Genomic DNA, 13,928 nt, shown 5'->3' with positions numbered 1-13,928 from the left:
CACACAGCAGACAGAACCGAACAGCAGAGGTGGATGCCGCATGAACCGGGTGCTCGTGGTCGACGACGAGCCGCAGATCGTCCGCGCCCTCGTGATCAACCTCAAGGCGCGGAAGTACGAGGTCGACGCCGCGCCCGACGGCGCCACCGCGCTCCAGCTCGCCGCCGCGCGCCACCCCGACGTCGTCATCCTCGACCTCGGCCTGCCCGACATGGACGGCGTCGAGGTCATCAAGGGACTGCGCGGCTGGACCCGGGTGCCGATCCTGGTGCTCTCGGCCCGCCAGACCTCCGACGAGAAGGTCGAGGCGCTCGACGCGGGCGCCGACGACTACGTCACCAAGCCCTTCGGCATGGACGAGCTGCTGGCCCGGCTGCGCGCCGCCGTGCGCCGCGCCGAGCCGGTGGGCGCCTCGGCCACGGGCGACGACGCGATCGTCGAGACGGCGGCCTTCACGGTCGACCTCGCGGCGAAGAAGGTCAACCGGGGCGGCACGGACGTCCGCCTCACCCCGACGGAATGGCACCTGCTGGAGGTGCTGGTACGCAATACGGGGCGTCTCGTGAGCCAGAAGCAGCTGCTGCAGGAGGTCTGGGGCCCCTCCTACGGCACGGAGACGAACTACCTGCGCGTCTACATGGCCCAGCTGCGCCGCAAGCTGGAACAGGACCCCTCGCACCCCAAGCACTTCGTCACCGAGCCGGGGATGGGCTACCGCTTCGAGGCGTGAGCGCGGCTACGGAACCGGCGGGCCGTCACCGTACGGTACGGGTCGTCGCCGCTGCTCCGGGGGCCCTCGTGCCCCGCTACGCTGGGGGCATGAGTGCCGAACCCCGTTCCGACAAGCCGACCGGCCGTTTCCGCCGGATGCTCGACCGGCTTTCCACCTCGCAGGAGGAGCTGCACCACGCCGAGCTGCAGCAGGACACGGCGGCCACCGGCTGCGCGCGCATATGCGACTGCGACGACCGGGACATAGTCAAGGTCACCGGCACGCTGCGGACCGTCACCCTGCGTCCGCGGGCCGGGGTCCCCGCGCTCGAGGCCGAGCTGTTCGACGGTTCGGGCGCGATCGACGTCGTATGGCTGGGCCGCCGCTCCATCGCGGGCATCGAGCCCGGCCGTAAGCTGATCGCCTCCGGCCGGGTCTCCATGAGCCGCGGCCGGCGGGTGCTGTTCAACCCCCGATACGAACTCCGACCGCTCGGACAGGAGTAGCCGTTGTCGTCCATCGACAAGATGACGGACCAGCAAGCCTCGCAGCACCCGCACGGGACGGACTCCCGGGCGGCCACGGAAGCCGCGCTGTTCGAGGCGTTCGGCGGCGTGCGGGGCATGGTGGAGACCACCGTCCCGGGCCTGGTCTTCGTCGCGATCTACACCGTCAAGCGGGACATCCACATCGCCGCCATCGCCGCCCTGGGCCTCTCCCTGGTGCTGGGCATCGCCCGGCTGGTGGGCCGCGACACCCTCAAGCACGCCTTCAGCGGCGTCTTCGGGGTCGCCTTCGGCGCCGTCTTCGCGATGATGTCCGGCGACGCCAAGAACTTCTACCTGCCGGGGATGCTCTACACCCTGGGCCTGGCGATCGCCTACATCGCCTCCTCCCTCGCGGGGTACCCGCTGATGGGCCTCATCCTGGGCCCGATCTTCAAGGAGAACCTCTCCTGGCGCACCCGCAACCCCGGCCGCAAGGTCGCCTACACCAAGGCCAGCTGGGCCTGGGGGCTGATCCTGCTCGCCAAGTCGGCGATCCTCTTCCCCCTGTACTGGTGGGGCGACGCCACCCAGCTCGGCTGGGTGAAGGTGGCGCTCGGCATTCCGCCGATGCTGCTCTCGGTCTACCTGACCTGGATCTTCCTGTCGAAGGCGCCGCCGCCGATCGACGTCTTCGCCGAGATGGAGGCCGCCGAGCGCGCCGAGCGCGAGGCACAGGCCGAGGCGGGCTGAGGCCGGCCCGACGCATGCGACGAGGGCCCCGGGACGACGTGTCCCGGGGCCCTCGTCGCGTATGTGATTGCCGCGTCAGCCCGTCGCGTCCTCGCGGCGCACCGACAGCAGGTCCTCCAGCTGCTCCTCGCGCGCCGGGGCCGCCACGAACAGCAGCTCGTCACCGGCCTCCAGCACGTCCTCCTTGTTGGGGGTCAGGACGCGGTTGCCGCGGATGATGGTCACCAGGGCGGTGTCCTCCGGCCAGTCGACGTCCCCGACGCGGGTGCCGGCCAGCGCGGCCTCCGGGGCCAGGGTGAGCTCCACGAGGTTGGCGTCGCCCTGGCTGAAGCGCAGCAGGCGCACCAGGTCGCCGACGCTCACGGCCTCCTCGACGAGGGCCGACATCAGGCGCGGGGTGGAGACGGCGACGTCCACGCCCCAGGACTCGTTGAAGAGCCACTCGTTCTTCGGGTTGTTCACCCGGGCCACGACGCGCGGCACGCCGTACTCGGTCTTGGCCAGCAGCGAGACGACCAGGTTGACCTTGTCGTCACCGGTGGCGGCGATCACCACGTTGCAGCGCTGCAGCGCGGCCTCGTCCAGCGAGGTGATCTCGCAGGCGTCGGCCAGCAGCCACTCCGCCAGCGGCACGCGCTCCACCGAGATGGCCGAGGGGGCCTTGTCGATGAGCAGCACCTCGTGCCCGTTCTCCAGCAGCTCGCCCGCGATCGAACGACCGACGGCTCCCGCGCCGGCAATGGCTACCCGCATCAGTGGGCCTCCTCGGGACCGGCAGCGAAGGCCGCCTCGACCTTCTCCACCTCGTCGGTGCGCATCATCGCGTGCACCAGATCGCCTTCCTGCAGCACCGTGGCCGACACCGGCAGCATCGCCTCGCCCAGGCGGGTGATGAACGCCACCCGCACGCCGGTCTCCTCCTGGAGCCTGCTCACCTTGTGACCCACCCAGGCCTCGGACACCGGCACCTCGGCCAGCTGGACGCCGCCGCTCGGGTCGCGCCACAGCGGCTCCGCGCCCGAGGGCAGCAGCCGGCGCAGCATCTGGTCCGCCGTCCAGCGGACGGTCGCCACGGTCGGGATGCCGAGCCGCTGGTAGACCTCGGCACGGCGGGGGTCGTAGATGCGGGCGGCCACGTTCTCCACGCCGAACATCTCGCGCGCCACCCGGGCGGCGATGATGTTGGAGTTGTCACCGCTGCTGACGGCGGCGAAGGCGCCCGCCTCCTCGATGCCCGCCTCGCGCAGGGTGTCCTGGTCGAAGCCGACGCCGGTCACGCGGCGGCCGCCGAACCCCGAGCCCAGGCGGCGGAACGCCGTCGGGTCCTGGTCGATGACCGCCACCGTGTGGCCCTGCTGTTCGAGGGTCTGCGCGAGGGCCGAGCCCACCCGCCCGCACCCCATGATCACGATGTGCATTACGACTGCCCCATGCTCCGGACTACCGCGCTGACCTGCACCAACAACCTGCTCACAACTTTCTTCCCGATCTGCTGGCCCCGCGAACTTCCGGTACGCGGGTACGCCGCGGCGCGCCCGGTGGTGGCGTGCGCCCCGCGTCGGCGCATGCCACCACCGTATCCGCAACGCTCCGGGGAGCGGGCGCCAGGACCGCCGACCGGGCAGGTGATCAAGGATGACCGGAAGTGATCAAGAGATACGCAAGGTTGTTCGGGAATGTGTGACGAAGATCGGACAGGGGGTCACCGTGGTGGTTAGGATGATCGCCGTATTCCGCTTCGGACGGGACGTCAGGACGCCGACCTGTCCCGCCGTGTCCATGCCCCCGTCGTCCAAGAGGAATTGATGTCGCATCACATACCGGAGGTGGTGATCTGGTGCCTGGCCATCGCCCTGACCGCCGTCGCGGTCCTGCTGGTGCGCCAGCGGACGATCACCAACGGAGTGCGCCGGCGCGTCGCCCAGCTGGAGGAGAGCCTCCGCGCCCGTGACGAGGAGACGGCCCACCTCGTCGGCGTACGCCTGCCGGCCGTCGTCGACGCCGTCGGCCAGGACACGCCCCCGCCCGGCCCCCTCGACGAACGCCTCGCCGGCACCGCCTTCGCCCACGACCTCCAGGCCGTCATCGAGCTGTTCGCCCGCGCCGTCGACAAGGCCCAGGCCCGCGCCGACCAGTCCGCCAAGGCCGCGCTCAAGGCGTCCATGCGGGCCCTGCAGGGCCTCGCCCACGAACAGCAGCTGGCCATCTCCGAGATGCAGGAACGCCACGACCACCCCGACGTGCTGCGCGACCTGCTGGAGATTGACCACGCCAACGCCCAGTTCGGCCGGCGCGCCCAGGCCATCGCCGTCCTGTGCGGCTCCTGGCCCGGCCGGCAGCGCGTCGCCTCCCCGCTCACCGACGTCGTCCGCGGCGCCACCTCCCGCATCCGCGACTACCGGCGCGTCCGCGTGCACGGCCCCGCCGACGGCGACCTCGCCGTCGTCAGCCGCGCCGTCGAACCCGTCGTCCTGGCCGTCGCCGAACTCCTCGACAACGCCGCCCGCCACTCCCAGCCCAACACCACCGTCGAGGTCGGCATCCAGCCCGTGCACAACGGCGCCTGCGTGATCATCGACGACGCCGGCGTCGGCATGGACGGCCGCGAGGTCGAGGAAGCCGTCGCCATGCTCGCCGGCCGCCGCCCCGTGGACGTCTCCCGCCTCGGCGACCCCCCGCAGTTCGGCTTCCCCGTCATCGGCGTCCTCGCCGCCCGCTACGGCTTCAGCGTCTCGGTCGACACGCGCTCGCCCTACGGCGGCGTACGGGCCGTGGTCTTCCTGCCCGCCACCCTGCTGACCCAACTCGACGTCGACGGCCCCGCCACGACCCCGCTGCGCCCCCGCCCCCCGGAGACCCCCCCGACCCCGGACCTGCCCCCGCTGGCGGACCCACCCCGCCTGATGCCGCACGCGCCGCAGGCGCGAGGGGCCGGCGCGGTGCCGCATGCGGGCGGCGCGGATGCGCCGGAGGCGCGCGGCGCAGCCGCGGCCCCGCAGCCCCCGGGCCCGCGGCCCCCGGGCCCGCGGCCCGAGACGGCCGACCCCTTCCCCACCCGGGGCCTGCCCGGCCCGGCCACGCCAGGCCCGCGCGACGCGGGCGCCCTGCCGCCTGCCGGCGGGGATGCCTGGCCGGACGGCGGGAGCGACCTGCCCCCCGCGGCGGGCAGCCGCCGCAGTTTCCGGGCCGCGGATGCGGACGACCTTCACACGCCCGGCAGTGGCGCCCTGCCGCCCGCAGTCGGGGACGACTGGCCCGATCGCGCGGCCGCGGACTTGCCGCCTGCGGCGGACGGCCGCGGCTTCGCGCCCGTGGACGCCGATGCCCGGCAGGCGCCGGGCAGTGGTGCGGTGCCGCCCACCAGCGGGAACGCCTGGCCGGACCGCGCGGCCGCGGGAGGCCCGCAGGGTTCCCCCGGTATCGACGCCCGGTCCGGCGCGCCGCAGGCCCATGACGGTGTGCCCGGCGTGGGTGCCGACTTGCCGCCTGCGGCGGACGGCCGCGGCTTCCCGCTCGCGGACGCGGACGCGCCGCAGGCGCCCGGCAGCGGTGCCGTGCCGTCCGCCGACGCGGGCGCCTGGTCGGATCACCACCCGGTCGGCGGTCGCCCCGGCGCCGCGCCGCTTGGCGCGGACGCTCGGTCCGGCGCGCCCGCGCCCGCGGACGCATGGTTCGGACGCTCGGCCGGTGACGTGCCGCCTGCGGACGCCGACGTCCTGTGGGCCGATGCCGGCGCGTCCGGCACCGACGCCCGGGCCGATCGCTCGGCCGCAGGCCGCTCCGCCGCCCGCGGGGCCGGGGGAGAGCCGCCCGGTACCGGCAACGTGCCGCCCGCCGACCCCGACGCGCCGCGGGAGACGACCGCCGGGGGCTTGCCCAAGCGGCGGCGGCGGGAGCCTGCCGCCGGGCGGCGGGGGGCGGGGGCGCCTGCGGCGCCCGTGGCGGAGCGCACTGCGGAGGAGACCGCACGGCGGATGGGCGCGTTCGCGCGCGGCACCCGCGCCGGCCGCACCGACGGGCGCGGCCACCGCTACCAGCATCCGGAAGACGAAGGGAACCCGTACGCGTGAACGACCACCTGAACAAAGACCTGGGCTGGATGCTGGACGAGGTCGTGAAGATGCCGGAGGCCCGGCACGCGATCCTGCTGTCCGCGGACGGCATGCTGCGCGCGCATTCGCGCGGCATCGACCGCGACGAGGCGGAGCGGCAGGCCGCGGCGCTGTCCGGCCTGCAGTCGATCAGCCGCTCGACCAGTGATTTCTGTACGCATCCGCAGCACCACGAGACCGCCTGGCGGCAGACGCTGATCGAGTTCGCGCACGGTTACGTGTTCCTCATCGCCGCGGGCCCGGGCGCGTATCTGGCGGTCTCGACGTCGGAGAACGTCGACATGGAGGCCGTCAGCTACCGGATGCAGAAGACCGTCGACCGTCTCGGCAAGGAACTGGTGACGCCGCCGCGCCAGTGGCAGGGTGCTCCGGGCAGCCCGGCATGACCCCGCCGGCGTCGCGCCGCGACAAGGGGCTCGTACGCCCGTACGTGGTCACCGAGGGCCGCTCGCATCCCACCCGTAACACCTTCGACCTGGTCACCCTGGTCATGGCGCACGGGGACCGGCCCCTCGGCGGTCTGAGTCCCGAGAAGCGCGCCCTCATGGAACTCTGCCTCGGCGGCGCGCTGTCCGTCGCGGAGATCGCCGCGCACCTGATGCTGCCCGTCAGTGTCGTCAAGGTGCTGCTCGGCGATCTCGTGGACAGCGGTCATCTCTCCACCCGGGCCCCCATTCCCTCGGCGCAGTTGCCCGAGGCCCAGATCCTGCAGGAGGTGCTGGATGGACTCCGCGCTCGCCTCTGACGCCGCCGCGCACGGCTCGCACGGCTCCCGCTATCTGCCGGGGACCGTCCGCACGGCGGTCAAGATTCTTGTCGTCGGTCACTTCGCGGTCGGCAAGACGACGTTCGTCGGTTCGTTGTCGGAGATCCGGCCGTTGCGCACGGAGGAGACGATGACGCAGGCCGGCGCCCTGGTCGACGATCTCGCCGGGATCGAGGGCAAGACGACCACGACGGTCGCCATGGACTTCGGCCGGCTCACGCTGAACGACAGTCTCGTCCTGTACTTGTTCGGCGCACCGGGTCAGCAGCGCTTCACCCGGTTGTGGCAGGACATGACGGAGGGCGCCCTGGGCGCGCTCGTGCTCGCCGACACCCGGCGGCTCGAGCAGTCGTTCGACGTGATGGGTCTGCTGGAGGAGCACGGGTTGCCGTACGCGGTGGCGGTCAACCACTTCGACGGCGCGCCCGTGTACCCGCAGGAGGAGGTCCGCGAGGCGCTGGATCTGCTCCCGGAGACCCCGCTGGTCACGTGTGACGCCCGTGACCGCGTCTCGTCGACCCGTGCGCTGATCGCCCTCGTCGAGTATCTGCAGCGCCGCAGCACCGTTCAGGAGCCCGTGTGATGCACCACTCCGACGCCGGGCCGGGACCGACGCCGGGCCCGACGCCGGTCCCGGGCGGTTGCCCGGCACATCAGCAGCCCCATCAGCCTCAGCCCCAGCCTCACTCCCAGCCCCAGCCCCAGCCCCAGCCTCAGCCCCACCAGGGGCCGTACACCCCGCTGTACGGCCCCGATTTCGCCGCCGACCCGCACGCCGTCTACCGGCGGCTGCGGCAGTACGGCCCGCTGGCGCCGGTGGAACTGGCGCCGCGGGTACGGGCCGTGCTGGTCACCGACTACCGGGCGGCGCTGGAGGTGCTGCGCAGTCCGGAGCGGTTCGGCAAGGACGCCCGCCGCTGGCGGGCCTTCGTGGAGGGCCGCGTCGAGGCCGACAACCCGGTCGTGCCGATGATGGCCTACCGGCCGAACTGCCTGTTCTCCGAGGGCGAGGACCACCACCGCTACCGCCGCGCCGTCGACGACAGCCTCTCCCGGATCGACCCCAACGCGCTGCGCGGCTACGTCGAGCGCAGCGCGGACGCCCTGATCGACCGCTTCACCGCGCTGGGCGAGGCCGATCTGCTGGGTTCGTACGCCAAGGTGCTGCCGCTGCTGGTCTTCCAGCAGCTCTTCGGCTGTCCGCCCGCGCTGGGCGACCGCCTGGTGGAGGGTTTCTCCGGCATCTTCGACGGCGTCGACGCCGAGCGCGCCGACACCCTCATCACCACCAGCCTGCTCGAACTCATCGAGCTCAAGCGCCGCAAGCCCGGCGCGGACGTCACCTCCTGGCTGATGGCGCACCCGGTGCAGCTGTCCGACGAGGAGATGCTCCACCAGCTCGTCGTCCTGATCGGCGCCGGCACCGAGCCCCAGCAGAACCTGATCGCCAACGCGCTGCGGCTGCTGCTGTCGGACGACCGCTTCGCCGGCGACCTGGCCGGCGGCAGCATGCCCGTCGACGACGCCCTCGACGAGGTGCTGTGGCTGGACCCGCCGATGGCCAACTACGCCGTGCACTACGCCCTGGCCGACACCGAGCTCGGCGGGGTGCCGGTGCGCGCCGGCGAGCCGGTCGTGGTGAGCTTCGCCGCCGCGAACACCGACCCGTCGCTGCGCTCGGACCGCCGTACCGGCAACCGCGCCCACCTGGCCTGGAGCGCGGGTCCGCACCACTGCCCGGCGAAGGACCCGGCCCGGCTGATCGCGGCCACCGCCGTGGAGAAGCTGCTGGACCGGCTGCCGGACATGGAGCTGGCCGTGCCGGCCGACCGGCTGGTGTGGCGCCCGGGCCCCTTCCACCGCGCGCTGACCGCGCTGCCGGTGCGCTTCCCCCCGGTGCCGGTGCCCGCGCAGGTGCCCGTACCCCGGTCCGTACCCGCCGGTGGTGGCTACGGGCGGCACGCGGCGGCGTCGCCCACCGAACCGTCCGCAGCTGATCAGTCCCCCGTCGATCAGTTCCCCTCCCCGCACTCCCCGCACCCGTCCGGGCCGCAGCCCGGCGGGACCGAGATCTCTGGAGACCGCCGATGGAACGTTCCGCCCACCCCGTCGTCGCGCTCGATCCCACCGGCCGTGACCTCCACGGCGAGGCCGCCCGCGTCCGGGCCCACGGGCCGGCGGCCCGTGTGGAGCTCCCTGGCGGCGTGGTGGCGTGGGCAATAACGTCCCAGTCCCTGCTCAAGCGGCTGCTGACCGACCCCCGCGTCTCGAAGGACCCGCGCCGCCACTGGCCCGCCTGGATCAACGGTGAGATCTCGCCGGAGTGGCCGCTGTACACGTGGGTGGCGGTGACGAACATGTTCACCGCGTACGGCAGCGACCACAAGCGCCTGCGCACCCTGGTGGCCAAGGCGTTCACGGCCCGCCGCACCGCGGCGCTGCGCCCGCGCATCGAGGCGATGGTCGCGGAGATCCTCGACGGCCTGGCCGCGCTCCCGCCCGGGGAGCCGGCCGACCTGCGCGAGGGGTACGCGTACCCGATCCCGATCCAGGTGATCTGCGAGCTGTTCGGCGTCGAGGACGCGGACACCCGCGGGGGGCTGCGCCGCTGCGTGGACTCGATCTTCCACACCTCCGCCGACCCGGAGGAGGTCACCGCGACGTACAGCGAGCTGTACGCCCTGCTGCGCGGCCTGGTCGCCGCCAAGCGCGAGACGCCGGGCGACGACATGACGAGCGTGCTGATCTCCGCCCGGGACGAGGACGACTCCCAGCTGAACGAGCAGGAGCTCGTCGACACCCTGCTGCTGATGATCGGCGCGGGCCACGAGACCACCGTCAACCTCCTCGACAACGCCATCCACGCCCTGCTCACCCACCCCGACCAGCTCGCCCTGGTCCGGGAGGGCCGGGCGGGCTGGCAGGACGTGATCGAGGAGACCCTGCGCGTCCAGGCCCCGGTCGCCAACCTGCCGCTGCGCTACGCCGTCGAGGACATCGAGCTGGACGGTGGCGTGGTGCTCCGCAAGGGCGACCCGATCGTCGCCGCGTACGCCGCGGCCGGGCGCGACCCCGAGATCTACGGCGACGGCGACGACGCCGCCCGATTCGATGTGATACGTGCCACCAAGGAGCACCTCTCCTTCGGGCACGGCGTGCACTACTGCCTGGGCGCCCCGCTGGCCCGGCTGGAGGCCGAGATCGCGCTGCCGGCCCTCTTCGCGCGCTTCCCGGAGATGGAACTGATGACTCCGGAAGAGGGCCTGCAACCCGTGGAATCCTTCATCTCCAACGGCCACCTGTCACTGCCCGTGACGCTGCGTCCACACCGTTCCTGAAGACCCCGGACGCCCGCGAGGCGCCCGCGGATGCCCGCGGGCGCAGGTCTTAACGGCCTCTTAACGCACTTTCGTGCCCATGGGCAGCCGGGTGGGCGCGACCGATATCGAGCCCTTACGATCCTCTGCGTGTCCAAACTGACCGACCTGCCGAAACGGATCCTCATCGGGCGGGCGCTGCGCAGCGACAAGCTGGGGGAGACCCTCCTGCCCAAGCGCATCGCCCTCCCCGTCTTCGCGTCCGACCCGCTCTCCTCCGTGGCGTACGCACCAGGCGAGGTGTTGCTCGTCCTGTCCGCGGCAGGCGTCTCCGCCTACCACTTCAGCCCCTGGATCGCCGTGGCGGTCGTGGTGCTGATGTTCACCGTGGTCGCTTCGTACCGCCAGAACGTCCACGCCTACCCCAGCGGAGGCGGCGACTACGAGGTCGCCAACGTCAACCTCGGGCCCAAGGCCGGGCTGACCGTCGCCAGCGCCCTGCTCGTCGACTACGTCCTGACCGTCGCCGTCTCCATCGCCTCCGGCATCGAGAACCTCGGCTCCGCCGTCCCCTTCATCATCGAGCACAAGACCGCCTGCGCCATCGGCGTCATCGTGCTGCTGACCCTGATGAACCTGCGCGGCGTGAAGGAGTCCGGCAAGCTCTTCGCCATCCCGACCTACGTCTTCGTCGGCGGCGTCTTCGTGATGATCGCCTGGGGCGCCTACCGCGGCCTGATCGCGGGCGACAGCATGAAGGCACCCACCGCCGACTACACCATCAACGCCGAGCACCAGGGGCTCGCGGGCTTCGCCCTCGTCTTCCTGCTGCTGCGCGCCTTCTCCTCCGGCTGCGCCGCCCTGACCGGCGTCGAGGCCATCAGCAACGGCGTCCCCGCCTTCCGCAAGCCCAAGAGCAAGAACGCGGCCGCCACCCTGGCCCTCATGGGCGGCCTGGCCGTCACCATGTTCTGCGGCATCATCGGCCTGGCCATGGCCACGAACGTGCGCATGGCCGAGGACCCGGCGACCAACCTGCTCAACCACGGCGTCCCGCTCGGCGAGGGCTACACCCAGAACCCGGTGATCTCGCAGGTCGCCGAGGCGGTCTTCGGCAGCGGATCGTTCCTGTTCGTGGTGCTGGCCGCCGCCACCGCCCTCGTGCTGTTCCTGGCCGCCAACACCGCCTACAACGGCTTCCCGCTGCTCGGCTCGATCCTCGCCCAGGACCGCTACCTGCCCCGTCAGCTGCACACCCGCGGCGACCGGCTCGCCTTCTCCAACGGCATCGTGCTGCTCGCCGGCGCCGCGGCCGTCCTCACGTACATCTACGGGGCCGACTCGACGAAGCTCATCCAGCTCTACATCGTCGGCGTCTTCGTCTCCTTCACCCTCAGCCAGACCGGCATGGTCCGGCACTGGAACCGCCTGCTGCGCAGCGAGACCGACCCGGCCGCGCGCCGCCGCATGATGCGCTCCCGCGCCATCAACGCCTTCGGCGCCTTCCTGACCGGCCTGGTGCTGGCCGTCGTGCTGCTGACGAAGTTCACGCACGGCGCCTGGGTCGCCCTCCTCGGCATGGTGATCTTCTACGTCACCATGACCGCCATCCGGAAGCACTACGACCGGGTGGCCGAGGAGATCGCCGCCGGCGACGAGCCGGGCGACGAGACCGTCCGCCCGTCCCGGCTGCACTCCATCGTCCTGGTCTCCAAGGTCCACAAGCCCACCCTGCGGGCCCTGGCCTACGCCAAGCTCATGCGCTCCGACACCCTGGAGGCCCTGAGCATCGGCGTCGACCCCGCCGAGACCAAGATCCTCAAGGAGGAGTGGCAGCGGCGCGGCATAGACGTACCGCTGAAGATCCTCGACTCGCCCTACCGCGAGATCACCCGGCCGGTCATCGAGTACGTCAAGAGCCTGCGCAAGGAGAGCCCGCGCGACGCGGTCAGCGTCTTCATCCCCGAGTACGTCGTCGGCCACTGGTACGAGCACCTGCTGCACAACCAGAGCGCCCTGCGCCTGAAGGGCCGGCTGCTGTTCACCCCCGGGGTGATGGTCACCTCCGTGCCCTGGCAGCTCGACTCCTCCGAGGCCGCCCGCAAGCGCGCCCGCAAGCGCGCCGAGTGGAACGCCCCCGGCTCGGTGCGCCGCGGCCCGGTGACGGAGCCGAAGAAGGAAAAGGCCTCGACGAAGAAGTAGGCGCGGCGCCGAAGGGGTGAGCCGGGACGTAGACTGGACGGCTGTCCCGCCTCACCCCTTTGACGTACCTGGAGCCGACCGACATGACCGACGCACCGCAGAACTCGCTGGTCGGCGAGGAGTACGAGGTCGAGGTCGGCCCCGTGGCCCACGGCGGCCACTGCGTAGCCCGCACGGAGGGCGGCCGCGTCCTCTTCGTCCGCCACGCCCTGCCCGGCGAGCGCGTCGTGGCCCGCGTCACCGAGGGCGAGCAGACCTCCCGCTTCCTGCGCGCGGACGCGGTGCAGATCCTGACCGCCTCCAAGGACCGCGTCGAGGCCCCCTGCCCCTTCTCCGGCCCCGGCAAGTGCGGCGGCTGCGACTGGCAGCACGCCAAGCCCGGCGCCCAGCGCCGCCTGAAGGGCGAGGTCATCGCCGAACAGCTCCAGCGCCTGGCCGGCCTGACCCCCGAGGAGGCCGGCTGGGACGGCACCGTCGTCCCGGCCCCCGGCGACAAGCTCCCCGCGGGCGAGGTCCCCGCCTGGCGCACGCGCGTGCAGTACGCGATCGACGCCGAGGGCCACGCGGGCCTGCGCAAGCACCGCTCCCACGAGGTCCAGGTCATCGACCGCTGCCTGATCGCGGCGGAGGGCGTGAGCGAGCTCGGCATCGAGAAGCGCACCTGGCCCCAGATCGCCTCGGTCGAGGCCATCGCCGCCTCCGGCTCCGCCGATCGCCAGGTCATCCTCACCCCCCGCCCCGGCGGCCGCCTGCCCATCGTCGAGCTCGACAAGCCCGTCTCCGTCCTGCGCATCGGCGAGAAGGACAAGGCCGTCCACCGCGTCCACGGCCGCCCCTTCGTCCGCGAACGCGCGGACGAGCGCACCTACCGGGTCGGCGAGGGCGGCTTCTGGCAGGTCCACCCCAAGGCCGCCGACGTCCTCGTACAGGCCGTCATGCAGGGCCTCATGCCCCGCAAGGGCGACATGGCCCTCGACCTCTACTGCGGCGTCGGCCTCTTCGCCGGCTCCCTCGCCGAACGCGTCGGCGACAAGGGCGCCGTCCTCGGCATCGAATCCGGCAAGCGCGCCGTCGAGGACGCCCGCCACAACCTCCAGGACCTCGACCGCGTCCGCATCGAACACGGCAAGGTCGAGGACGTCCTGCCCCGCACCCGCATCGACAGCGCCGACATCATCGTCCTCGACCCCCCGCGCGCCGGCGCCGGCAAGCAGACCGTCCAGCACCTCGCATCCCTGGGCGCCCGCCGCATCGCCTACGTAGCCTGCGACCCGGCCGCCCTGGCCCGCGACCTCAAGTACTTCGCGGAGGCCGGCTACAAGCCGGCGACGCTGCGGGCGTTCGACCTGTTCCCGATGACGCACCATGTGGAGTGCGTGGCGATCCTGAAGCGGGTGGCGAAGGACGCCTGAGAAGCAGGACGCACAGAGCGATCAGCCGTAGGACCAAGAGCTCCAGTAACTGCCTGGAGCTCGGCTTGGAGCGATCGCCCGACGGATGCGTCGTCAGCTGGCGAGCTTGCACGTACCGCAGCTCCGTGATGTGAAGCTGCCGTCTGACTCGACGATCTGTTGCTAAGGG

Annotated in this window: 13 protein-coding genes; 11 read left to right on the top strand and 2 right to left on the bottom strand. The window is 72.3% G+C overall.

The features are described from left to right. Window positions 1-40: 40 nt before the first annotated feature. The 3 genes from ABD361_RS06750 (at window position 41) to ABD361_RS06740 (ending at window position 1,950) form a co-directional block, all read left to right on the top strand. Window positions 41-730 carry a response regulator gene (locus ABD361_RS06750; RefSeq protein ID WP_344433855.1) on the top strand — a complete coding sequence of 230 codons (690 nt, stop codon included), beginning with the start codon at window positions 41-43 and terminating at the stop codon, window positions 728-730. 89 nt (window positions 731-819) lie between these two features. After that, window positions 820-1,218 carry an OB-fold nucleic acid binding domain-containing protein gene (locus ABD361_RS06745; RefSeq protein ID WP_344433854.1) on the top strand — a complete coding sequence of 133 codons (399 nt, stop codon included), beginning with the start codon at window positions 820-822 and terminating at the stop codon, window positions 1,216-1,218. A gap of 3 nt (window positions 1,219-1,221) precedes the next feature. Further along, complete coding sequence (locus ABD361_RS06740; RefSeq protein WP_344433852.1) at window positions 1,222-1,950, top strand: DUF3159 domain-containing protein; 729 nt, start codon at window positions 1,222-1,224, stop codon at window positions 1,948-1,950. Between the two features lie 75 nt (window positions 1,951-2,025). On the opposite strand, the gene ABD361_RS06735 is transcribed toward ABD361_RS06740, so the two are convergent. Together ABD361_RS06735 and ABD361_RS06730 are read right to left on the bottom strand one after the other, a co-directional pair. After that, entirely contained in the window at window positions 2,026-2,703 is a 678-nt protein-coding gene (locus tag ABD361_RS06735; RefSeq protein WP_344433851.1) for a potassium channel family protein, read from the bottom strand. Beyond that, window positions 2,703-3,368, bottom strand: a complete 666-nt coding sequence (locus tag ABD361_RS06730; RefSeq protein WP_344433849.1) for a potassium channel family protein — start codon at window positions 3,366-3,368, stop codon at window positions 2,703-2,705. The genes ABD361_RS06735 and ABD361_RS06730 overlap by 1 nt, the downstream gene beginning before the upstream one ends. 387 nt (window positions 3,369-3,755) lie before the next feature. On the opposite strand from ABD361_RS06730, the gene ABD361_RS30630 reads away from it, so the two are divergent. The 8 genes from ABD361_RS30630 to ABD361_RS06690 all read left to right on the top strand — a co-directional run bounded on the left by ABD361_RS30630 (window position 3,756) and on the right by ABD361_RS06690 (window position 13,759). Next, window positions 3,756-6,020, top strand: a complete 2,265-nt coding sequence (locus ABD361_RS30630) for an ATP-binding protein (RefSeq protein WP_425583162.1) — start codon at window positions 3,756-3,758, stop codon at window positions 6,018-6,020. Continuing rightward, complete coding sequence (locus ABD361_RS06720; RefSeq protein WP_344433848.1) at window positions 6,017-6,448, top strand: roadblock/LC7 domain-containing protein; 432 nt, start codon at window positions 6,017-6,019, stop codon at window positions 6,446-6,448. The genes ABD361_RS30630 and ABD361_RS06720 overlap by 4 nt, the downstream gene beginning before the upstream one ends. Beyond that, entirely contained in the window at window positions 6,445-6,807 is a 363-nt protein-coding gene (locus tag ABD361_RS06715) for a DUF742 domain-containing protein (RefSeq protein ID WP_344433847.1), read from the top strand. Before ABD361_RS06720 ends, ABD361_RS06715 begins: the two co-directional genes overlap by 4 nt. Continuing rightward, window positions 6,785-7,411 carry a GTP-binding protein gene (locus tag ABD361_RS06710; protein ID WP_344433846.1) on the top strand — a complete coding sequence of 209 codons (627 nt, stop codon included), beginning with the start codon at window positions 6,785-6,787 and terminating at the stop codon, window positions 7,409-7,411. The genes ABD361_RS06715 and ABD361_RS06710 overlap by 23 nt, the downstream gene beginning before the upstream one ends. Then, complete coding sequence (locus tag ABD361_RS06705; protein WP_344433845.1) at window positions 7,411-9,051, top strand: cytochrome P450; 1,641 nt, start codon at window positions 7,411-7,413, stop codon at window positions 9,049-9,051. The genes ABD361_RS06710 and ABD361_RS06705 overlap by 1 nt, the downstream gene beginning before the upstream one ends. Further along, on the top strand, window positions 9,033-10,166 hold the full coding sequence (locus ABD361_RS06700; protein WP_344433844.1) for a cytochrome P450 family protein: 1,134 nt from the start codon (window positions 9,033-9,035) through the stop codon (window positions 10,164-10,166). The genes ABD361_RS06705 and ABD361_RS06700 overlap by 19 nt, the downstream gene beginning before the upstream one ends. Before the next feature lie 129 nt (window positions 10,167-10,295). After that, window positions 10,296-12,347 carry an APC family permease gene (locus ABD361_RS06695; protein WP_344433842.1) on the top strand — a complete coding sequence of 684 codons (2,052 nt, stop codon included), beginning with the start codon at window positions 10,296-10,298 and terminating at the stop codon, window positions 12,345-12,347. Window positions 12,348-12,430: 83 nt separating this feature from the next. Then, entirely contained in the window at window positions 12,431-13,759 is a 1,329-nt protein-coding gene (locus ABD361_RS06690; RefSeq protein WP_344433841.1) for a class I SAM-dependent RNA methyltransferase, read from the top strand. Window positions 13,760-13,928 lie beyond the last annotated feature (169 nt).

The sequence above is a fragment of the Streptomyces luteosporeus genome (genome assembly GCF_039532865.1).
Lineage (GTDB): Bacteria > Actinomycetota > Actinomycetes > Streptomycetales > Streptomycetaceae > Streptomyces > Streptomyces luteosporeus.
The sequence above is the reverse complement of the archived record's forward strand: the minus strand, read 5'-3'. Positions and strand labels throughout refer to the sequence as shown.

Coding starts and splice junctions, on each gene's coding strand:
- ABD361_RS06710 (WP_344433846.1), top strand. CDS start 6,785: ATGGACTCCGCGCTCGCCTCTGACGCCGCCGCGCACGGCTCGCACGGC.
- ABD361_RS06750 (WP_344433855.1), top strand. CDS start 41: ATGAACCGGGTGCTCGTGGTCGACGACGAGCCGCAGATCGTCCGCGCC.
- ABD361_RS06735 (WP_344433851.1), bottom strand. CDS start 2,703: ATGCGGGTAGCCATTGCCGGCGCGGGAGCCGTCGGTCGTTCGATCGCG.
- ABD361_RS06705 (WP_344433845.1), top strand. CDS start 7,411: ATGCACCACTCCGACGCCGGGCCGGGACCGACGCCGGGCCCGACGCCG.
- ABD361_RS06715 (WP_344433847.1), top strand. CDS start 6,445: ATGACCCCGCCGGCGTCGCGCCGCGACAAGGGGCTCGTACGCCCGTAC.
- ABD361_RS06730 (WP_344433849.1), bottom strand. CDS start 3,368: ATGCACATCGTGATCATGGGGTGCGGGCGGGTGGGCTCGGCCCTCGCG.
- ABD361_RS06745 (WP_344433854.1), top strand. CDS start 820: ATGAGTGCCGAACCCCGTTCCGACAAGCCGACCGGCCGTTTCCGCCGG.
- ABD361_RS30630 (WP_425583162.1), top strand. CDS start 3,756: ATGTCGCATCACATACCGGAGGTGGTGATCTGGTGCCTGGCCATCGCC.
- ABD361_RS06690 (WP_344433841.1), top strand. CDS start 12,431: ATGACCGACGCACCGCAGAACTCGCTGGTCGGCGAGGAGTACGAGGTC.